The organism is Kribbella sp. NPDC031520, from assembly GCF_055580825.1.
In genome coordinates this window covers 444728-464575 of sequence record NZ_JBVIKS010000006.1, presented here as the reverse complement: position 1 = coordinate 464575, position 19848 = coordinate 444728, and the positions used below count along the sequence as shown (strand labels likewise).

24 protein-coding genes are annotated in these 19848 nt (G+C 67.8%); 19 read left to right on the top strand and 5 right to left on the bottom strand.

Translation table 11 applies throughout. The features are described 5' to 3' along the window. Positions 1-49 precede the first annotated feature (49 nt). The 7 genes from ACZ5BU_RS31230 to ACZ5BU_RS31200 all read left to right on the top strand — a co-directional run bounded on the left by ACZ5BU_RS31230 (position 50) and on the right by ACZ5BU_RS31200 (position 5327). A complete protein-coding gene (locus ACZ5BU_RS31230; RefSeq protein WP_465704022.1) occupies positions 50-985 on the top strand; it encodes a metal ABC transporter substrate-binding protein in 936 nt (311 codons plus the stop codon). Then, on the top strand, positions 982-1737 hold the full coding sequence (locus tag ACZ5BU_RS31225) for a metal ABC transporter ATP-binding protein (protein ID WP_465704021.1): 756 nt from the start codon (positions 982-984) through the stop codon (positions 1735-1737). The genes ACZ5BU_RS31230 and ACZ5BU_RS31225 overlap by 4 nt, the downstream gene beginning before the upstream one ends. Then, complete coding sequence (locus ACZ5BU_RS31220) at positions 1734-2732, top strand: metal ABC transporter permease (protein ID WP_465704020.1); 999 nt, start codon at positions 1734-1736, stop codon at positions 2730-2732. Before ACZ5BU_RS31225 ends, ACZ5BU_RS31220 begins: the two co-directional genes overlap by 4 nt. 52 nt (positions 2733-2784) lie before the next feature. Continuing rightward, a complete protein-coding gene (locus ACZ5BU_RS31215; protein WP_465704019.1) occupies positions 2785-3177 on the top strand; it encodes a Fur family transcriptional regulator in 393 nt (130 codons plus the stop codon). 50 nt (positions 3178-3227) lie between these two features. Continuing rightward, a complete protein-coding gene (locus tag ACZ5BU_RS31210) occupies positions 3228-3701 on the top strand; it encodes a MerR family transcriptional regulator (protein ID WP_465704018.1) in 474 nt (157 codons plus the stop codon). 76 nt (positions 3702-3777) lie between these two features. After that, a complete protein-coding gene (locus ACZ5BU_RS31205; protein ID WP_465704017.1) occupies positions 3778-4752 on the top strand; it encodes an aldo/keto reductase in 975 nt (324 codons plus the stop codon). An 80-nt stretch (positions 4753-4832) separates the two neighbouring features. Continuing rightward, positions 4833-5327 (top strand): GNAT family N-acetyltransferase, encoded by a 495-nt coding sequence (locus ACZ5BU_RS31200; protein WP_465704016.1) that lies wholly within the window; start codon positions 4833-4835, stop codon positions 5325-5327. Here the strand turns inward: ACZ5BU_RS31200 and ACZ5BU_RS31195 are convergent. After that, positions 5313-6254, bottom strand: coding sequence for a sigma-70 family RNA polymerase sigma factor (locus ACZ5BU_RS31195; RefSeq protein ID WP_465704015.1), 942 nt, complete (start codon positions 6252-6254; stop codon positions 5313-5315). The two genes, ACZ5BU_RS31200 and ACZ5BU_RS31195, sit on opposite strands and share 15 nt — an antisense overlap. A 129-nt stretch (positions 6255-6383) precedes the next feature. On the opposite strand from ACZ5BU_RS31195, the gene ACZ5BU_RS31190 reads away from it, so the two are divergent. Continuing rightward, on the top strand, positions 6384-7757 hold the full coding sequence (locus tag ACZ5BU_RS31190; RefSeq protein ID WP_465704014.1) for an MFS transporter: 1374 nt from the start codon (positions 6384-6386) through the stop codon (positions 7755-7757). Here ACZ5BU_RS31190 and ACZ5BU_RS31185 read toward each other — a convergent pair. Beyond that, the gene (locus ACZ5BU_RS31185; protein ID WP_465704013.1) at positions 7708-8802 is read right to left on the bottom strand and encodes an S-(hydroxymethyl)mycothiol dehydrogenase; all 1095 of its coding nucleotides are present in this window, start codon (positions 8800-8802) and stop codon (positions 7708-7710) included. The genes ACZ5BU_RS31190 and ACZ5BU_RS31185 overlap by 50 nt on opposite strands. Positions 8803-9028: 226 nt before the next feature. Between ACZ5BU_RS31185 and ACZ5BU_RS31180 the strand changes: the two genes are divergently transcribed. The 4 genes from ACZ5BU_RS31180 (at position 9029) to ACZ5BU_RS31165 (ending at position 12652) form a co-directional block, all read left to right on the top strand. Further along, entirely contained in the window at positions 9029-9907 is an 879-nt protein-coding gene (locus ACZ5BU_RS31180) for an ABC transporter ATP-binding protein (RefSeq protein WP_465704012.1), read from the top strand. After that, positions 9904-10713: an ABC transporter permease gene (locus ACZ5BU_RS31175; RefSeq protein WP_465704011.1), complete on the top strand. Its 810-nt coding sequence runs from the start codon at positions 9904-9906 to the stop codon at positions 10711-10713. Before ACZ5BU_RS31180 ends, ACZ5BU_RS31175 begins: the two co-directional genes overlap by 4 nt. Before the next feature lie 86 nt (positions 10714-10799). Beyond that, complete coding sequence (locus ACZ5BU_RS31170; protein ID WP_465704010.1) at positions 10800-12014, top strand: sensor histidine kinase; 1215 nt, start codon at positions 10800-10802, stop codon at positions 12012-12014. Further along, a complete protein-coding gene (locus ACZ5BU_RS31165) occupies positions 12011-12652 on the top strand; it encodes a response regulator transcription factor (RefSeq protein ID WP_465704009.1) in 642 nt (213 codons plus the stop codon). Before ACZ5BU_RS31170 ends, ACZ5BU_RS31165 begins: the two co-directional genes overlap by 4 nt. On the opposite strand, the gene ACZ5BU_RS31160 is transcribed toward ACZ5BU_RS31165, so the two are convergent. The 3 genes from ACZ5BU_RS31160 to ACZ5BU_RS31150 all read right to left on the bottom strand — a co-directional run bounded on the left by ACZ5BU_RS31160 (position 12649) and on the right by ACZ5BU_RS31150 (position 14745). Then, positions 12649-13533, bottom strand: a complete 885-nt coding sequence (locus ACZ5BU_RS31160) for a hypothetical protein (RefSeq protein WP_465704008.1) — start codon at positions 13531-13533, stop codon at positions 12649-12651. The two genes, ACZ5BU_RS31165 and ACZ5BU_RS31160, sit on opposite strands and share 4 nt — an antisense overlap. Next, positions 13533-13757 carry a hypothetical protein gene (locus tag ACZ5BU_RS31155; protein WP_465704007.1) on the bottom strand — a complete coding sequence of 75 codons (225 nt, stop codon included), beginning with the start codon at positions 13755-13757 and terminating at the stop codon, positions 13533-13535. The genes ACZ5BU_RS31160 and ACZ5BU_RS31155 overlap by 1 nt, the downstream gene beginning before the upstream one ends. Positions 13758-13836: 79 nt before the next feature. Further along, the gene (locus ACZ5BU_RS31150) at positions 13837-14745 is read right to left on the bottom strand and encodes an isoprenyl transferase (RefSeq protein WP_465704006.1); all 909 of its coding nucleotides are present in this window, start codon (positions 14743-14745) and stop codon (positions 13837-13839) included. A gap of 359 nt (positions 14746-15104) precedes the next feature. Between ACZ5BU_RS31150 and ACZ5BU_RS31145 the strand changes: the two genes are divergently transcribed. The 7 genes from ACZ5BU_RS31145 (at position 15105) to ACZ5BU_RS31115 (ending at position 19385) form a co-directional block, all read left to right on the top strand. Continuing rightward, positions 15105-15479 (top strand): hypothetical protein, encoded by a 375-nt coding sequence (locus ACZ5BU_RS31145; RefSeq protein WP_465704005.1) that lies wholly within the window; start codon positions 15105-15107, stop codon positions 15477-15479. Further along, on the top strand, positions 15473-16477 hold the full coding sequence (locus ACZ5BU_RS31140) for a hypothetical protein (protein ID WP_465704004.1): 1005 nt from the start codon (positions 15473-15475) through the stop codon (positions 16475-16477). The genes ACZ5BU_RS31145 and ACZ5BU_RS31140 overlap by 7 nt, the downstream gene beginning before the upstream one ends. 93 nt (positions 16478-16570) lie before the next feature. Continuing rightward, on the top strand, positions 16571-16861 hold the full coding sequence (locus ACZ5BU_RS31135; RefSeq protein ID WP_465704003.1) for a hypothetical protein: 291 nt from the start codon (positions 16571-16573) through the stop codon (positions 16859-16861). Between the two features lie 181 nt (positions 16862-17042). Beyond that, a complete protein-coding gene (locus ACZ5BU_RS31130) occupies positions 17043-17651 on the top strand; it encodes a hypothetical protein (protein WP_465704002.1) in 609 nt (202 codons plus the stop codon). Next, on the top strand, positions 17645-18643 hold the full coding sequence (locus ACZ5BU_RS31125) for a hypothetical protein (RefSeq protein WP_465704001.1): 999 nt from the start codon (positions 17645-17647) through the stop codon (positions 18641-18643). Before ACZ5BU_RS31130 ends, ACZ5BU_RS31125 begins: the two co-directional genes overlap by 7 nt. A gap of 87 nt (positions 18644-18730) precedes the next feature. Continuing rightward, complete coding sequence (locus tag ACZ5BU_RS31120) at positions 18731-19204, top strand: hypothetical protein (protein WP_465704000.1); 474 nt, start codon at positions 18731-18733, stop codon at positions 19202-19204. Continuing rightward, positions 19194-19385: a hypothetical protein gene (locus ACZ5BU_RS31115; RefSeq protein WP_465703999.1), complete on the top strand. Its 192-nt coding sequence runs from the start codon at positions 19194-19196 to the stop codon at positions 19383-19385. The genes ACZ5BU_RS31120 and ACZ5BU_RS31115 overlap by 11 nt, the downstream gene beginning before the upstream one ends. Positions 19386-19848: the final 463 nt, after the last annotated feature.

Genomic DNA, 19848 nt, shown 5'->3' with positions numbered 1-19848 from the left:
GAACTCCCTGTTTTGACAATCAGTTCCAACTAAGATGAAAATGATTGTCATGAGAACTGGTCTTCGAGCAATTATCGCCGGTGCCACCGCCACGGCCGCCGTCGCCCTGGCCGGATGCAGCGGCTCCGTCGCCAACGGCGCAGCCAACGGCAAGCTCGACGTCGTCGCATCGTTCTACCCGCTCGAGTTCATCGCCCGCAGCGTCGGGGGCGACGCGGTGAACGTGACCACCCTGACCGCCCCTGGCGTCGAACCGCACGACCTCGAGCTGACCCCGAAGCAGGTCGGCACGATCGCCGAGGCCAAGGTCGTCGTCTACGAGAAGAGCCTGCAGCCCGCCGTCGACGAGGCCGTCGCGCAGAACGCGAAAGACGCCGGCTTCGACGTCGCCCCGGCCGCCCAACTCGAGGCCACCGGCGCGAACTTCGAGGAGCACAGCGACGAGGCGGCGCACAAGGACAACGCGCTCGACCCGCACTTCTGGCTCGACCCGGTGCGGTACGCCGCGGTCGTCAAGGCCGTCGAGGAGAAGCTCGCGAGCGTCGACAGCAAGAACGCGGCCGGCTACCACGAGCGCGCGCAGGCGCTGCTCGACCAGGTCGGCAAGCTCGACACGGAGTACAAGACCGGTCTCGCGAACTGCAAGCTGAAGACGTTCGTGACCAGCCACGAGGCGTTCGCCTACATGGCCAAGCGGTACGGTCTGACGATGGTCGGGATCGCCGGGTTCACGCCGGACGCCGAGCCGACGCCGACCCGGATCAAGGAGGTCCAGGACATCGTGAAGGCCCAGCACGTGACCACGATCTTCTACGAGGAGCTGGTCAGTCCGAAGGTGGCCGACACGATCGCCCACGACGTCGGCGTCAAGACCGCCGTCCTGAGCCCGATCGAAGGGCTGTCGAACGCCAACTCCAAGGAAACCTACCTGACGCTCATGCAGGAGAACCTGCAGGAGCTCCGGACAGCGAATGGTTGCTCGTGACAACTGAAGAAGCCAGGGCCGTCCAGGTCGACGATCTCTCCGTCGACCTGGGCGGCCGCCTGGTGCTCCGCGGGATCGACCTGCGGGTCCGCCAGGGTGAGGTGGTCGCCGTACTCGGTACCAACGGGTCCGGCAAGTCCACACTGATCAAGACCGTCGTCGGTCTGTTGCCCGCGGCCCGCGGCGAGGTCCGCCTGTTCGGTACGGCGGTCCCCCGGTTCCGCGACTGGCGCCGGATCGGGTACGTCCCGCAGCGCATCACCGCGGCCGGTGGCGTACCGGCGACCGTGTACGAGGTGGTCTCGTCCGGACTGCTCTCGAAGCGGCGGCTGTTCGCGCCACTGGGTGCCGCCGGCAAGCAAGCGATCGAGGACGCGCTCCAGGTGGTGGACATGGCCGACCGGCGCAAGGACGCGGTCGCCGAGCTGTCCGGCGGGCAGCAGCAGCGCGTACTGATCGCGCGGGCGCTGGTGTCCGACCCGGACCTGCTGATCCTCGACGAGCCGACCGCCGGCGTCGACCTGGCCAGCCAGCAGATCTTCGCCGACGCGATCCGCGAACGGGTCCAGCGCGGCACGACCGTGGTGATGGTGAGCCACGACCTCGGCCCGATGGACGCGCTGATCGACCGCTCGGTGGTGATGCGCCGCGGCCGGATCGTGTACGACGGCCCGCCGCACGCCTCCCAGACCCACGCCCACGTCCACCACTCACACACCAGCGACGACGAACCGGGATGGCTGCCGTCATGACCATCTTCCAGCTGGAATTCATGCAGCGCGCGCTGATCGCGGGACTGCTCACCGGGCTGTCGGCGCCCGCGATCGGGACGTACCTGGTGCAGCGCCGGTTGTCGCTGATGGGTGACGGGATCGGGCACATCGCGATCACGGGTGTCGCACTCGGCCTGCTGACCGGGAGCGCTCCGGTACTGACCGCGGTGATCGTGTCGATCGCCGGCGCGACCGCGATCGAGCTCGTCCGCGCCCGCGGCAAGGCCACCGGCGACGTAGCACTTGCCCTGCTCTTCTACGGCGGTATCGCCGGCGGCGTGCTGCTCATAGGACTGGCCGGGCAGGGCGCAGCGACGTTGAACACGTACCTGTTCGGTTCACTCACCACGGTCTCCCAGAGCGACCTGTACGTCGTGGTCGGCCTGGCCGTCGGCGTGCTGGTCGTAGCGATCGGCCTGGGCCCGCAGCTGTTCGCGGTGTGCCAGGACGAGGAGTTCGCCCGTACGACGGGGCTCCGGGTCCAACTGCTCAACCTGGTGATCGCCGTGATGGCTGCGGTCACCGTGACGGTAGCGATGCGTACTGTCGGGCTCCTGCTCGTCAGCGCGCTCATGGTCGTACCCGTGGCGACGGCGCAGCAGATAACCCGGTCCTTCCGCAGTACGTTCGTCACCGCGTGCATCATCGGCGTACTGGCCTGCCTGGCCGGCATCGTCACCTCCTACAACGCCAACGTCGCTCCGGGCGCGACCATCGTCGTACTGGCACTGGCCGGGTTCGTCGTGGCTGCAACCGTCGGGACACTGCTCCGGCGACGGGCCGGGCGTCCGCTGGCAGACGAGGAGCCGGAGGTCGGCGTACCGGCGCCAGAGCCGCATGTGGTGAGTGCCGGGCATCCGCACGCGCACAGCCAGGCCTGTGGTCACAAGAAGGTCGAGCACGGGGACCACGTCGACTACGTGCACGACGGCCACCTCCATGCGGCACACGGCGATCATTGGGACGAGCACTAGCTTGCTGACTTCTGAGAGACTGGAGGGCGGTATGGAGACGACAGGAGGAACGGTGGCTATCGGAACACGCTCGACCCGTCAGCGCGCGGCGGTCGCACACGCGCTCGACAAGATCGACGAATTCCGGACCGCCCAGGAGATCCACCTGGAGCTCCGGTCCGCCGGTGAGGCCGTCGGCCTGACCACGGTCTACCGGACGCTGCAGGCGCTCGCCGACTCGCGTGAGGTCGACGTACTGCGTACCGCCGACGGCGAGACGGCGTACCGGCGCTGTTCGAAGGGGCATCACCACCACCTGGTCTGCCGCAACTGCGGACGCACCGTCGAGGTCGAAGGCCCCGCCGTCGAGCGCTGGGCCGACAAGGTCGCCGCTGAGCACGGCTACGCCGACATCAGTCACACGCTGGAGATCTTCGGCACCTGCGCCGAGTGCCAGAGTAAGTGACCTAGCTCACCTTTGCCTTTGAGAGCACTCGAAGGCATACCGTCGTACTCATGAACACGACCGAGCTGCTGGACCGCCGCGCTGCGATCGCCGCGTACCACCCGGCGCTGGAGCCGGTGGACCCCGAACTGCTCTGTCTACTGGAGCTTCCGGACGACCTGCCCGACGACCTGTCGATCGCGGAGGCCGCCGAGCTCACCGGCCTGACCGCTCACACCCTGCGGTACTACGAGCGCATCGGGCTCGTCGACGTACGCCGGGACGCGGCCGGGTACCGCAGCTACGGCCGGCAGGCGATGGCGCGGATCGCGTTCATCAGCAGGCTGCGCGCCTCCGGGATGTCGATCGGCACGATCAGCCACTACCTGGAGCTCGTGGCCGAGGGCGACGACACCGAACCCAAGCGGCTCGCCCTCATGCAGGAACACCGCGAACGCATCCAGCGGCAGCTGCGTGAGTTGCAGCTCGCTCTTGCGGTGACCGACTACAAGATCGCCACGTACGGCGGCACTGCCGCTCCGTAACAACCAATCCGGCTCAGCCGACCGTCCGTCGTGGCGCTCGGCCGGCGGAGCCATGCCTCGAGTAATAGGAGAAGTCATGAAACTGGGTAGCCAAGGCGCCGAGGTCAGCCGGCTCGGACTCGGCTGTATGGGAATGAGCTTCGCGTACGGCGCCGCCGACGACAACGAGTCGATCGCGACCCTGCACCGCGCCCTAGATCTCGGCGTCACGTTCCTCGACACCGCCGACATGTACGGCTTCGGCGCGAACGAGGAACTGGTCGGGCGGACCATCGCCGACCGTCGCGACGAGGTGTTCCTCGCAACCAAGTTCGGCATCGTCGGCGACCCGCGGAACTCAGCGGTGCGCGGCGTGAACGGTTCGCCGGAGTACGTCCGATCCGCGATCGACGCGTCGCTCGGGCGGCTGGGCGTCGACCACGTGGACCTGTACTACCAGCACCGGGCGGATCCGAACGTACCGATCGAGGAGACGGTCGGCGCGATGGCGGAGCTCGTCCAGGCCGGGAAGGTCCGGTACCTCGGTCTGTCCGAGCCGTCGGCGGAGACGATCCGCCGGGCGCACGCCGTCCACCCGATCACCGCTGTCCAGTCCGAGTGGTCGCTGTTCAGCCGGGACATCGAGGAGTCGGTGCTGCCGGTGCTCCGCGAGCTCGGCATCGGCGTGGTGCCGTACTCGCCGCTCGGGCGCGGCATGCTCACCGGTGCGTTGCCGGCGGAGCTCGCGGCCGACGACTTCCGCCGTACCCTGCCGCGGTTCGCCGAGGACAACCTCGACGCGAACCTGAAGCTGGTCGAGGAGATCCGCGCGGTCGCCGGCCGGTACGGCGCCACGCCCGGGCAGATCGCACTCGCCTGGGTGCTTGCGCAGGGCAACGATGTGGCGCCGATCCCGGGGACCAAGCGGCGCAAGTACCTCGAGGAGAACTGGGGGGCGCTCGGCGTCGAGCTGTCCGCGGCCGACGTCGAGGCACTGTCGAAGCTGACCCCGGTCGGTACCCGGTACCCCGACATGGCCTGGGTCGCCGGGCAGACCGCACCGCAGAACTGATAAACTGTTCGCAGTAAGCCTTCCACCGGACTTCCGGCGGGAGGCTTTTCTGCGTTCATATTTCCTTTGTGAGGAGACCGATGTCCGATCTGCTGGTACGCCGGGTGCAGCCGTCCGACCGTGTCCTGATGGAGCGGCTGTGGCTGATGTTCCGGCACGACCTGTCCGAGTTCCAGGGTCAGCTCCCCCGTCCTGACGGCAGCTACCGCAGCGAGTGGCTGGAGAACGCGCTCACGGGTCACCCGGAGTGGGCCGGGTACGTGATCTCGCTGGGCGAGGTCCCGATCGGCTTCTGCCTCATGCGGGCGCTGCAGCAACCGGTACACGTACTGAATGCGTTCTTCCTGGTACGGCCGGCCAGGCGCCGCGGCTACGGGCTGCAGGCGGTCCAGGAGGTGCTGTCGCACCACCCCGGTCCGTGCGACGTCGCGTTCCAGCGGAACAACGAGAAGGCGGTCCGGTTCTGGCAGCGGGTCGCGACCGAGGTGTCCGGGGACGTGTGGACGCAGGAGGAGCGCCCGATCGTCGGCAGCCCGGACGCCACGCCGGACCTGTGGATCTCATTCAAGGTCTAGCGGCAACTCGAAGTATGCGAAGAGTTCCTGGCCGAAGAAGACCACGTTGTGCGTGATGCCGGCCTTGGTGACCGTGAACACCTGCAGGCTGTGCGCGTGGAAGCGTCCGTCGTCCCCGCGGACGTAGGCGCCGATGGCCGGCTGGTCGTTCGCCACCGTCGGCAGCAGTCGCCAGTCCGGTCCGCGCAGCGCGTACACGCGGGCGATGAACTCGCCGTACGCGTCCCGCCCGACGTACCACAGCGGCGCGGGCGGCATCTCGAGGACGACCTGGTCGGTGAGCAGCCGGGTCAGGCCGCTGACGTCGGCGGCCTCGAACGCCCGGATGTAGTCCTCGATGACGGACTTGACCTCCCGGTCGTCGGGCTCGTCGACGTCGTCCTCGGTGAGGCCGATCTCGGCGAGCTTGGCCCGCGCCCGCTGCAGCGCGCTGTTCACACTCGCGGACGTCGTCTCCAGCGCCTCGGCGATGTCGGCGACCGGCCAGTCGAGGACGTCCCGCAGTACGAGCACGGCGCGTTGCCTGGCCGGGAGGTACTGCATCGCGGCGATCAGAGCGAGCCGCAGACTCCCCTGCGCGACCATCGCCGACGCGGGATCGGTCGGGAACGGCTGCAGCCACGGCACGTCCGTCGACAGCTCGATCGGCGCCTGGGCGTCCTCGGTCGGACTCACCAGCCCCGAGGGCAGGGCCCGCCGGGCTCGGCCCTTGAGGGCAGTCAGGCAGGCGTTCGTGGCGATCCGGTAGAGCCAGGTCCGCATCGACGCCCGCTGCTCGTCGTACGTGCCGGAGGCCCGCCACGCCCGCAGCAGAGTCTCCTGCACCAGGTCTTCCGCGTCGTGGATCGAACCGAGCATGCGGTAGCAGTGCACCAGCAGCTCGTGCCGGTGCGGCTCGGTCAGCCGGTCGAACTCGTCACGGTCCATCGTCGTCACCCTTCCAGAGGTCGCGAGTACATACTGCGCAACCTCGCGAGAATCATCGGTCCGCCACCGATGAATCCAGCAAGCCGGTCAGGTATACACCCACGTCCCGTGCAGACGAGGGAGAACCCGATGACCGCTGTAATCACCGACCGCGCCACCGAAACCCGGCGTGGGCTGATGCTCGCCGTACTGCTGCTCGGCCAGTTCATGGCGTTGCTCGACACGTCGATCGTGAACGTCGCGATGCCGGCCATCGGCGCCGGCTTCCACGCTTCCGGCGCGTGGCTGCAACTGGTTGTCGGCGGCTACCTGGTCGCCTACGCGATGACGCTGATCACCGGCGCCCGGCTCGGCGACCTGTACGGCCGCCGCCGGATGTACCTGACCGGCGCGGTCCTGTTCACGCTCGCGTCGCTCGCCTGCGGGCTGGCGCCGGCGATCCTGCCGCTGGTGCTGTTCAGGTTCGTCCAGGGCGTGGCCGCGGCGATCATGGTGCCGCAGATCATGAGCCTGATCCAGGCCCACTTCTCCGGCCCGGCCCGCGCCAAGGCGTTGTCGGCGTACGGCGTGACGCTGTCCGCCGGCCAGGTCGCCGGGCTGATCGCGGGCGGCCTGCTCGTCGGCGCGAACCTGCTCGGCTCCGGCTGGCGCCCGGTGTTCCTGGTCAACGTCCCGGTCGGTATCTGCCTGGCGATCCTGGTTCCGCGGGCGATGCCGGCGGACCGGCCGGCCGCGACGCGCCGCCTCGACGTGACCGGGCTCGCGTTGTCGACCTGCGCAGTACTGCTGATGGTGTTGCCCGCGGTGGTCGGTCACGAGATCGGGTGGCCGCTGTGGACGTTCGGTTGCATGGCCGCCGGTGTGGTGCTCGCTGCGGTCTTCGTCCGGTTCGAACGCCGTACCGCGGATCCGCTGCTCAACCTGGAGGTTCTGCGCGCTCGTGGGCTGCCCGCGGGGCTGTTGACGATGGCGTTCACGATCCTCGCGCTCGGTGGGTTCCTGTTCGCGTTCACCCTGCATCTGCAGGTCGAGCTCGGTGAGTCGGCGATGCGGGCCGGACTGACCTGGCTCCCGTTCGCGGTGACGTTCGGCCTGGTCGGATACTTCTGGCGGGCCGTCCCCGACCGGTTCCACCACCTTGTCGTACCGGTCGGTCTCGCGCTGTGCGCCATCGGCTATGCGGGCGTCGGAGCGTTCGTCTGGCCCGCCATGGTCGTGGCCGGCGCAGGCATGGGGCTGTCGGCGAGCCCGCTCGTCACCCAGGCCCTGGTCCACGTACCACTTCCGCGTGCCGCCGACGCGAGCGGCATCCTCACCACCGCGATGCAGCTGAGCCAGGTCGGCGGCGTCACCATCTTCGGCACCTTGTACCTGTCGGTGCACTCGTTCCACACCACGAGCGTGGCGGTCGCGGTGACGGCGGCGATCGGTATCGTCGCCGCCGCGTTCCTCGCTAGAGCAGGACGACCGACCGCAGTACGTCTCCCTGGTGCATCTTCGTGAACGCGGCCTCGACGTCCTCCAGTGCGATCGTCTCCGACACGAACCGGTCCAGCGGCAGCCGGCCCTGACGGTGCAGGTCGATCAGCATCGGGAAGTCACGGGTCGGGAGGCAGTCGCCGTACCAGCTGGACTTCAGCGAGCCGCCGCGGCCGAAGAAGTCCAGCAACGGCATCTCGAGGCGCATGTCCGGCGTCGGTACGCCGACCAGTACGACGGTCCCGGCCAGGTCGCGGGCGTAGAACGCCTGCTTCCAGGTCTCCGGCCGCCCGACCGCGTCGATCACGACATCGGCCCCGAACCCATCGGTCAGCTCCTGCACCGCCTCAACGAGGCCGTCGTGGTCGAGGTCCTTCGAGTTGATCGCGTGGGTCGCGCCGAGCTCTCGCGCGGTGGCCAGCTTGCGTTCGTCGAGGTCGATCGCGATCACCTTCGCGGCTCCGGCGAGGCGGGCGCCGACGACGGCCGCCGTACCGACACCGCCCGATCCGATCACCGCGACCGTGTCACCGCGGCCGACGTTGCCGGTGTTGAGCGCGGCGCCCAGGCCGGCCATCACGCCACACCCGAGCAGGCCGGCGACCTCGGGCTTCGCCGCCGGGTCGACCTTCGTGCACTGCCCGGCCGCGACCAGGGTCTTCTCCGCGAACGCCCCGATGCCGAGCGCCGGGCTCAGCTCGGTACCGTCCGCCAGCGTCATCTTCTGCTGGGCGTTGTGCGTGTTGAAGCAGTACCACGGCCGGCCGCGCAAGCAGGCCCGACAGTTGCCGCAGACCGCCCGCCAGTTCAGTACGACGAAGTCACCCGGCTGTACGTCGGTGACGCCGGCGCCGACCGCCTCCACGATCCCCGCCGCCTCGTGCCCGAGCAGGAACGGGAACTCGTCGTTGATCCCGCCCTCCCGGTAGTGCAGGTCCGTGTGGCAGACCCCGCAGGCCCGCACCTTCACGACCGCCTCCCCGGGACCGGGGTCCGGGACCGTGATCTGCTCGATCGTCACCGGCGCACCCTTGGCCGCCGCCACCACACCCCGCACCGTCTGAGCCATACGCCCGACGCTAACCGCCGTACCACCCCCACGCCATCCCCCTGCGCGTGCCCCCACCCCACACCCCATCTTTGAGAAGCCACCAACCGTTTTTCCGCCGGCGAAATGATCGGTGGCTTCTCAAAGACGGGTTCAAGGGAAGGGATGGGATGTCCACCGGTCGGGGGACAGGGGGTCCGTCGGGTTGTGGTCCCGGGGGACGGTGCCGCGGCGGGAGAGTTGGGGCATGGAGAACGACAACGCAGTGAGGGTGCGCGGCCTGGTCAAGCGGTACCCCGACAAGGTCGCGGTCGACGGGGTCGATCTGGACATCCACCGGGGTGAGGTGTTCGCCCTGCTCGGCCCGAACGGGGCCGGTAAGACGACGACCGTGGAGATACTGGAGGGGTATCGCCACGCCGACGAAGGTGAGATCGACGTCCTCGGGTCCGACCCGGCGCGCGCCGATCGGGTCTGGCGGTCCCGGATCGGGATCGTCGCCCAGACCACCCGGGACGAGGCCGTGCTGTCGGTCGCCGAGATGGTGACCCACTTCGCCGGCTACTACCCGAACCCGCGCGACCCGGATCAGGTGATCGCCTCGGTCGGTCTGCAGGACAAGCGCAAGGCCCGGGTCCGCAGCCTGTCCGGCGGCCAGCGCCGCCGGCTGGACGTCGCGCTCGGCGTGATCGGCAACCCGGAACTGCTGTTCCTGGACGAGCCGACCACCGGGTTCGACCCCGAGGCGCGCCGCCAGTTCTGGACGCTGATCGAGGAGCTCCGGACCGAGGGCACCACGATCCTGCTCACCACCCACTACCTGGACGAGGCCGAGCACCTGGCCGACCGGGTCGGCGTGATCGCCGACGGCCGGATGCTCGAGGTCGCGACGCCGGAAACGCTCGGTGGCCGCGGCGCCCGCACCGCGCGGGTCTCCTGGCTGGCCGCCGACGGCATGCGCGAAGTACGTACCGACCAGCCGACGGCCGAGGTCGCCCGGCTGATGGCCGAGTACGGCGGCGCCGAGGTGCCCGAGCTCGAAGTACGCCGCCCGAGTCTGGAAGACATCTACCTGGAACTCATCGGGTCGGTCGCGGCCCCGGTACTGGAAGGAGCGCGTCAGTGAGCGCCGTACTGCCGTCCCCGTTGAAGGTCGGACTCTCGCGAACGGGAATCGAGGTCAAGGAGTTCTTCCGCGAACGCGAGCAGCTGATCTTCACGTTCTTCTTCCCGATCATCTTCCTCGGCATCTTCTCCGCGGTGTTCAGCGGTACCGACTTCTCCGGCGGCGTCACCGCCGCCACCTATTTCACCCCGGGAATGATTGCCTCCGGCATCTTCCTGACCAGCTTCCAGTCACTGGCGATCGCGATCGCGATCGAGCGCGACCAGGACGTACTGAAACGGCTCCGCGGTACGCCGATGTCGCCGCAGTCGTACTTCATCGGCAAGATCGGCATGGTCCTGATCACCTCGGTCCTGCAGTTCGCGCTGCTGCTCGCGATCGCGGGGCTGGCACTCGGCGTCGACATCCCGACCTCGCCGGCCAAGTGGCTGAACTTCCTGTGGATCTTCGTCCTCGGTACGGCCTCCGGCTCGGTCCTCGGCATCGCGTTCTCGGTCGTACCGAAGTCCGGGCGGGCCGCGTCCGCGGTCGTCACCCCGGTCGTCCTGCTGCTGCAGTTCATCTCCGGCGTGTACTTCGTGTACAGCAGCCTGCCGTCGTGGATGCGGACGGTCGCGGAGTTCTTCCCGCTGAAATGGCTGGCGCAGGGTATGCGGTCGGTGTTCCTGCCGGACGGGTTCGAGGTGCACGAGCCGGGCGGGTCCTGGCAGCTCGGTACCGGCGCGATCGTGCTCGGCGTCTGGCTGGTGGTCGGCCTGTTCCTCGCGCAGCGGGTGTTCCGCTGGACCCGGCGGGACGCGGGCTGATGAGCGGGCTCCTGCGGCGAGTCGCTGAGGAGCCCGCCTGGAGCGGGCCTCGTCTGTGGATCCTCCTGTGGAGGAAGATGGGGTCCGTGCAGAACTCACGCGGTGGCGCCGGGCAGCCGGTCTGGACCCGGACGCTGATCGGCTGGCACATCGTGTTCTGGGTGCTGCTCGGGATGACGCTCGCGCTGTCGTTCCTCGGTCATCTCGGTACTGTCCGGCAGGTCGCGTTCGCCGGTACGGTTGTGGTGCTCGGGGCGGCGTACCAGTTCATCGGCCTGCCGGCGATCCGGTCCCGCCGGGCGCTTCCGTCGTACGCCTACCGGCTGGTGCTGATCGGGTGCCTGATCGCCCTGATCGGTATCTATCCGCAGTCGGTGTTCCTGATGTTCATCGCGTCGGCGCAGATCTGGCTGCTTTGCGAGGACGTCCGCGAAGGCATCGGCCTCAGTCTGCTGCTGGTGGTCGGCGTCGGTACCGCGCAGTTGTGGAGCGCGGGGTGGGGCTGGACCGCGTTCTGGGAGATCCTGCCGTGGATGCTGGTCAGCCTCGTGGTGAGCCTGCTGTTCGGGATCTGGATCGAGAAGGTGATCACGCAGAGTCAGCAGCGGGCCGACCTGATCGAGCAGCTCGAGTCGGCACGGGACGAGCTCGCCGAGGCGCATCACAGCGCCGGCGTGATGGCCGAGCGGGAGCGGATGGCGCGCGAGATCCACGACACGCTCGCGCAGGGGATGACCTCGATCGTGATGCTGACCCAGACCGCCGCGGCCGAGCTCGCCCAGGGTGGTGGGGCCGGTGTGGCGGCTCGGCTCGCCGCGATCGAGGACACCGCGCGGGAGAACCTGGCCGAGGCTCGTGCGTTGGTTGCCGCGTTCACCCCGGTTGCGTTGTCGGAGGCAACGTTGACCGAAGTACTGCGGCGGCAGGCGGAGCGATTCGCCGCGGAGACAGGGGTGGACGTACAGGTGTCGCTCGACCTGCCCGACGACGAGGTGGCGGCGCTGCCGCAGGCGCAGCAGGTGGTGCTGCTGCGGTCGGCCCAGGAGGCGCTGGCCAACGTACGCAAGCATGCGGCCGCGACGCAGGTGCTGATCACGCTCGGGTTGTCCGACGGCGGCGTGTGGATCGAGATCCGGGACGACGGGTCCGGGTTCACTCCTGGATCGTCGGACGCCGGTTTCGGCCTGAACGCGATGCGCGGGCGGGTCGAGGAGTCCGGTGGATCGGTCGAGGTCGAGAGCGCACCCGGTCGTGGTACACGTGTGCAGGTGCTGATCCCGGCTGTCCAGGAGGACGTGTGATTCGGGTACTCGTCGTCGACGACCATCCGGTGGTGCGGTCGGGGCTGTCCGGCATGTTGTCGGTGACCGAGGACATCACGGTGGTCGGCGAGGCCGGGGACGGCCTGGAGGCGCTGGCGCTCGTCGACTCGACGTCGCCGGACGTCGTACTCATGGACCTGCGGATGCCGCGGATGGACGGGGTGGCGGCGACCGGGGCGATCGTGTCCTCGTACCCGTCGACGCGCGTCCTGGTGCTGACGACGTACGACACCGACACCGACATCCTGCACGCCGTCGAGGCGGGCGCCGCGGGCTACCTGCTCAAGGACACCCCGCACGCCGAACTGCTGAACGGCATCCGCGCCGCCGCGCGTGGCGAGACCGTTCTCGCGCCACCCGTCGCAGCCCGGCTGATGTCGCGCCTCCGTACGCCGCCGCCACCGGCCGCCGCGCAGCCGTCCCCGCGCGAACTCCAAGTACTGGCCGCCGTCGCCCGTGGGCTCAGCAACGCCGAAATCGGCCGCGAACTCTTCATCGGCGAAGCCACCGTGAAGACCCACCTGCAACGCCTGTTCGCCAAACTGGACGTCGACGACCGCACCCGCGCCGTCACCGTAGCAATCGAACGCGGCCTGCTCCCCTCGCCCGGCCGCTAGAGGCTCTGGCCACTGTCCTGGGCCGGGCCGTCGAGTCGGCGGCTGAGGTCTGACGCCCCCTGCTGCGCGACGGCGTGCTGGTCGCTCCGCGAGGTCGGGTTCGCACCGGCTTCCATCGCCTTGGCCAGGTCGGAAGCCTCCTTGTCCGCCGCTGCGCGCGCGTCGTTGGCGAGGTCGACGCCGAACTGGGCCACGGTGGTGAATCCCGCGCTGTGCGGCGTGACTTCCTCCCGCAGGGCGGTCGTCCTCGCCTTCGTCAGAGCGAGCGAGTCCTCGACCTGGCCGGTGAACCTGCCGAACTCGGCGGAGAGGTTCTGCATGCCGTCGACGTTCGGTGCATGGTCGGCCAACGCGCGCGTCGCAGCCCGGGCTGGTTCGAGGTCGCCCGCTATGGGCTCCAGCCGCTGATGGACCACGCCCACGACTGCCTGGAAGTACTCGACACCCTCGCGGAGCGTCTGGACCTCCGCGGTTCGACGATCGGGCAGCTGCTCGATCCGTTCCAGATCCCTGATGGCGTCCTCGAGGGACTCCGCTCGCTCTGTCAACGCCTGACGGTGATCGGCCAGGTTCTTCCGGGTCCCCCCGATGTGGTTCGACAGGATTCCCGCCTCGGCCTGGTACAAGCGGTAGGTGGTGTAGACATCCTGCCTCGCCGGCTCGATCGCGGCACCCTGCGCGGCGGCGAACGTCTCCTCGGCCACCGCCACGCCGCTGATGCCCCGCTTCAGCGCGTCGAGATTTTCCACATGGCGGTCCAACGTGCGCCCGATCTGCTCCTCGCGGAGGTAGTTCGTCAACGCCTGCAGCGACTGCTCCGTGTCGACCAGCACCTCCGAGATCCGGCCGGTCCAGCTGGCGAATTCCTGCTCGTCGGCCATCAGTGCTCGCCCTTCGTTCCGTCTTCGGTCCCGTCTTCGGTCCCGTCTTCGGTCCCGTCTTCGGTCCCGTCTTCGGTCCCGTCCGGTGACTCGGCCGCCGGCCGGTCGTCCTCCGCCAGCGCGGCGCGAAGCCGTTCGGATACTCTCCGGACCTGCTCCTGCGCGGCGCGTAGCTCCCGCTCCACGATCTGTTGCGGAGTCTCCTCGGTCGGCTGGTCCGGCACGCTGCATCACCCGTTCATGTCGTTGACACTTGCAACGAGCGTAGACGCCGCGGGGTCGAGATCCGTTCCCTGTAAGGGGTCACCTGAGAGGCGGCTCAGGTATCTCGTTCGGCACCGCGCCGCCGTACCGCCGGTCGCGCTGCGCGTAGATCTCGATCGCCCGCCACAGGTCCCGCCGGTCGAAGTCCGGCCACAGCGTGTCCAGGAACACCATCTCGGCGTACGCCAGCTGCCACACCAGGAAGTTGCTGGTCCGCTGCTCGCCCGACGACCGGACGAACAGGTCCACCTCGGGGATGTCCGGCGCGTAGAGATGCCGCGCGATCGTCTTCTCGGTGATCCGGTCCGGCTTGAGCTTGCCTGCGGCAACCTCTGCGGCGATCGACTTCATCGCGTCGGCAATCTCCGCCTGACCGCCGTAGTTCACGCAGAACTGCAGGGTGATCGTGTCGTTGTGCTTGGTCCGCTCCTGCGCGTACTCGAGTTCGTCGATCACGCTCTTCCACAGCCGCGGCCGCCGCCCGGACCACACCACCCGCACGCCCATCGCGTCGAGTTCGTCCCGCCGCCGGTGGATGACCTCCCGGTTGAACCCCATCAGGAACCGCACCTCTTCCGGCGACCGCGCCCAGTTCTCCGTCGAGAACGCGTACGCCGAGATGTACTTCACCCCGATCTCGATCCCACCCTTGATCACATCCAGCAGACTCGCCTCGCCCGCCTTGTGCCCCTCGGTACGGGGCAGCCCCCGCTGCTTGGCCCACCGCCCGTTCCCGTCCATCACGATCGCCACATGCCTCGGCACCAACTCCTTCGGCACCACCGGCACCCGAGCCCCCGAAGGATGCGCCTCCGGCGCCACCACCACCTTCTCCCGGCGCCCCCCAGACCTGTCCCCGAGCCCGCCGACCTTCGTCTCCCCGCGAGCCGACCCGTCCTCCCCCCGCGACCCCAATCCCCGACCCCGACGACGACCAATAGGCGACATACCCCGCAGTCTCCCATCCCCCCTGCAACAACCTGCAACCTGTGGATAACCCACCCCCACGAACACCCTCCGTATGCAACCCTTAACCCACCACCACCCAAGAACGGAGCCCCCACCCCATGCCCCGCCGACCGCTACTCGCAGCCGCCACCACGCTCAGCACCCTCCTCCTGCTGACCGCCTGCAACGGCTCCCCCGAAGCCGGCCGGCCCAACACAGCACCTACCTCGACGTCCACCACACCAAGCCCGACGCCATCACCTACGCCCACAGGGCCCCAATGGACACCGCAGGAGCAGACAGCGATCGCAGCCGCCAAGAAGCAGTACTCAGTCGCTCGGGCCGCTATCGACGCCGCCATGGCGACACCAGTGACCGCGACTCGAGAGAAGCTCGAGCAGGCTGGCAACGGGGGCAAATGGATCTACACGGTCCTCGAGGATCTGATCAACTTCCGTGACTACGGTTGGTACGCAAGCGGAGCTACGAAGGTCACCAACATCCAGGTGTCAACCGTAAACCTCAAGTTGCAGCAGCCCGAGGTTCGCCTGATCAACTGCGTCGACAGCTCGGCGGTCGTGCTTCGTTTCCAGAAGGATGGCAAGCCGGTGCCGGTCGGTCCTGGAACCAGCAAGCGACAGAAAGTCTCATCCCAGATCGTCTACGCCCCATCCGTGACCGGCGGCGGAAAACGCTGGTGGCTGATCGCGGAGCAGGAGCTAGGGGCATGCTAGGACGCCCAACCAGATTCGCCCTCATCCTGGCCGTCATCGTCGTCGTTGTGGTGCCGACCGCTCAGGCGGGCACAAGTGAGACGCGACCGCCAAAACCAGGGCCTGACTACGTGTGGGCATGCGTCAAGCTCTTGCATAGATGCGACTGGTTCCTCAAGTCGCTCCTTCAGAAGCCAGGCACGACGACCAGCGGCGGCGACAAGCCGACCAAATCGACGAACAAGAATCCGAAGCATGTTTGCGAATTTCAAGGCGCCGCTCAGGCGTGCACGACTGAGCTCGGGAACTGGTCGAACAGGGAGCAGTGCTACCTGCAGAGCGTTGAGCCGCAACCGCCGTACAGCGATCCCGTCTGGAAGGGACATACCGATGGGAGAATCTGGGCCTGCGTGCGGGAGCAGGGATACGACGAGGGAAAGCATCTCGTCACCAAGTGGGTGTGGATACCAGGTAAGCCGGATACCGTCGTAGTCGATCCAGTAACACTGGCGTATCAAGCGATTGCAGAAATGCAATTGGCCCCGCCGACGATCAAGACTGCCCCCGCTGCAGGTCAGATCGGGCTCGTCAATATGCCTGTCTGGCTGTGGGTCACGAAGAGTGAGAACACGTGGGGTCCGATCGTGCGGAGTGCGAGTGTGCCTGGGTTGACCGTAACCGCGACCGCCCAGGTCAAGGCGATCAATTGGGCCATGGGGGACGGAAATACGGTGCGGTGTGAAGGGCCGGGGACGCCGTACGACACATCGATGGGTACGAAGAACTCGCCCACTTGCGGGCATCGGTACGTGAAGACCTCGCACAAGCTGCCGAACTGCAAGTATCTGGTGACTGCTGTGGCGCAGTGGGACATCACCTGGCAGAGCACGCTTGGGGACAGCGGGCAGATCTCGATGACCCAGCAGGCCACCACACAGCTGCGCATCGGCGAGGCCGTTCCGGTGATTGTGGATCCGGGTGCTGGGGAGGCTACTGCGCCGGCTGTGGCGGGTTGCTGACGGGCGGAGTGCAGCTGGGGAGGGCGGGTTGACGAGTTGGCCTTCGGTCGGGGAGGTTCGGGGGATTTGGCGGGGGTGCTTGCGCGGTTTCGGGTGGGCGGACGTTCGCGTTCAGCTGCGCCGCAGGCTGTTGTACTCACGTACGACGAGTTCGAGAACGTGGGTGGTGAAGCGAAGTTCACCGTCCCGGACGAGGTGATCGGGGTCGCCGAGGCCGCCGAGCGGCTTCAGGAGTTCGTGGAGGCCGCGCGGACCGGCGACAGCGTGCCGGTGGTGTGGGGCGAGGACGGCGAACCGGAGGCCGTGCTGTTGTCGACGGCGCAGTACCGCGATCTGCGCGGTGACGACCAATCCGCCGACCGGCGTGATCGACGTAGCACCTGATCGCCGGACTCGAGAAGGTCTCTTAGGACCCGCACTTCCCCGGTCGGCGACCAATAGGCGTCCCACCTGGCGTCTGCCATCACTCTCCTGCAACAACCTGCAGCCCTGTGGATAACCGACCCCGCGAACACCCTCCGTATGCAACCCTTAACCCACCACTCAAGAAACGGAGCCCCACCGCATGCCCCGCCGACCGCTACTTGCAGCCGCCGCCACGCTCAGCACCTTTCTGATGCTGACCGCCTGCAACGGCTCCCCCGAAGCCGGCCGGCCCAACACGACCCCGACCTCACCATCGGCCAGTCGTACTCCGACGCCAACGGCCCCATCGACGCCGACCTGGACTCCGGAACAGCAGGGCGCGATCACTGCCGCCAAAGCGCGGTATGCCATCGCCACCGCCGCCATAGATCGGACCTTCACGAATCCGTCGGAGCTGGATCGACCGACGCTCGAGAAGGCCGGGCTGAGCGGCCAGCGGATCATCACCATCGTTGATCAGGCGAGAACGTTGGTGAGCAACGAGTTGTACGTGACCGGCAACGTACAGATTGCCAAGACAACCGTGGTCTCGGTCGAGCTGAAACAGGCCCAGCCGGAGGTCGTTCTCCTGAACTGCCTCGACAGTTCGAAGCAAGTCGTGAGATTCAAGAGCAACGGCAAGCCAGTGCCATCCGGCCCTAGCGCGGGAACGCGCCGACAAGTCACCTCCCATCTGCGTTTTGCTCCCGGCGCAGACGGCCAGAAGTTGTGGTTTCTCATCTCCGATGAGGACAAGGGACCATGCTGAGCAAGGCTAGGCTCGGTTTGCTTGTCGCCGCGGCATCGCTCCTCAGCGCAGTTCTTTGCACGGACAGCGCAATGGGGTACCCGCCGGACACCCCTCCGCCAGGACCGGGCTACAAGTGGATTTGCATCGGCAACTTTTGCCAATGGAAACTCGTGGGCAACAAGACCACCACGGCCACGCCTACCGTGCCCGGAACGCCCGGTACGCACGGCAAGACAACAAGCGTTGAATGCAAGTTTCACGGAGCACTGATGCCGTGCGTTGATCCGGCACTCGGCAGTTGGTCCAACAGCCACCAGTGCTACATGAAGCGTGAGGAACCTCAGCCGCCGCCAGGCGACGAGCGATGGCAAGGGCACACCGACGGGAGCATCTGGGCGTGTACCCGCGAACAGGGTTACGACCAGGGCAGGCACATCGTGACCGAGTGGGTATGGCTGCCCGGCAAACCGGACACTGTCGTCATCGATCCAGTGACGCTCGCGTACGAAGCGATTGCTGAGATGAAGCTTGCCCCGCCGCAGATCAAGACGGCGCCGGCCGCCGGTCAAATCGGGCTCGTCAACATGCCTGTCTGGCTGTGGGTGACGAAGAGCGAGAACACATGGGGTCCGATTGTTCGGAGTGCGAGTGTGCCCGGTTTGTCGGTTACGGCGATCGCGAAGGTCAAGGCGGTCGACTGGTCGATGGGAGACGGTAAGACGATTCGCTGTGACGGGCCGGGGACGCCGTACGACAAGTCGATGGGTGTGAAAGGGTCGCCGACCTGCGGCCATCGGTACGCGAAGACGTCCCACAAGCTTCCGAACTGCAAGTACGCGGTCACTGCAGTAGCACAGTGGGATATCACCTGGCAGAGCACTCTCGGAGACAATGGCCAGATCACGATGACCCAGCAGGCCGCCACCCAGTTGCGCATCGGTGAAGCAGTCCCGGTCCTCGTCGACCCCGGCGGCGGCGACGCCAGCGGGCCGGCGGCGGCCGGCTGCTGACTGGGGCGGGGTGCTGGTGGAAGGAATAGGTTCGGGGCTATGACGAGTTGGCCTTCTGTTGGTGAGGTTCGGGGGGATTTGGCGGGGGTGCTTGCGCGGTTTCGGGGTGGACGGACGTTCGCGTTCAGCTTCGGGGACGGGGTGCCGGAGGCTGTTGTGCTCACGTACGACGAGTTCGAGGATCTGGGTGGTGAAGGGAAGTTCACGGTCCCGGACGAGGTGATCGGGGTCGCCGAGGTCGCCGAGCGGCTTCAGGAGTTCGTGGAGGCCGCGCGGACCGGCGACAGCGTGCCGGTGGTGTGGGGCGAGGACGGCGAACCGGAGGCGGTGCTGCTGTCGACGGCGCAGTACCGCGATCTGCGCGGTGACGACCATCCGCCGACCGGCGTGATCGACGACCCCACCGTGCGTGTTTACGCGTCTGAGCCGTTGCCCGGGAGCCGACCGCTGGATCTGGACGAGTGGGCTGCCGACGATCCGCTGACCCGCGAGCTCCTCGACGAGATCCGCGCCGAGAAGAGATCCGAGGCTGAGCAGAGGTCCGAGGGCGATGACCGATGACGGGAAGTACCTCGTCGTCGGTCTCGAGAAGTTCCATCAGGACCTGCTTTTCCTACGCCGTCAGGCCAATGCGTCTCCAGCTGCGTACCGTCACCTGTACCGCGAGGTCCTGCGAGAGATCGAGAACCTTCGCGACGGGGCCACCGACGGACATCATGCACTCGGGTACGAGCGGGGCTAGGGCGACCTTCGCGACTGCGTGACGGCGTACGTCCGGTCGAATCCCTCTCGCAAACCGGACTACCGCCTGGTGTTCCGTGAGGTCGGACCGGCGGCGCCCGATGATCGGCCGAGGCGCGAACTGCTGGCTATCAAACCCCGTCGCGGGCGGAACAACATCTATGCGCACGTCTGCGCGCGGCTCAGCCGGCACCCGGACGACCGGCAGCCCGGCCTCGATCGCTTCGGTGAGAGGCGACCGGATGCGCGCGGCAGCCAGTCGGCCCGGCAGGCCGAGCTCGACGCCAAGCGCGCGGTCGCGCATGCTTTGACCGGGCAGCAGCCACTGAGCTCGACCCGCCCGCTCACCGGATCGCGCAGCACAAAGGACCGGCCGCCAGACCCGAGCGTGCCGGGAATCGCGTACGCCGACCAGACCAAAGGCCCGGGAGGGTCGAGCAGTCCCGCTGGGACACGCAATCCCA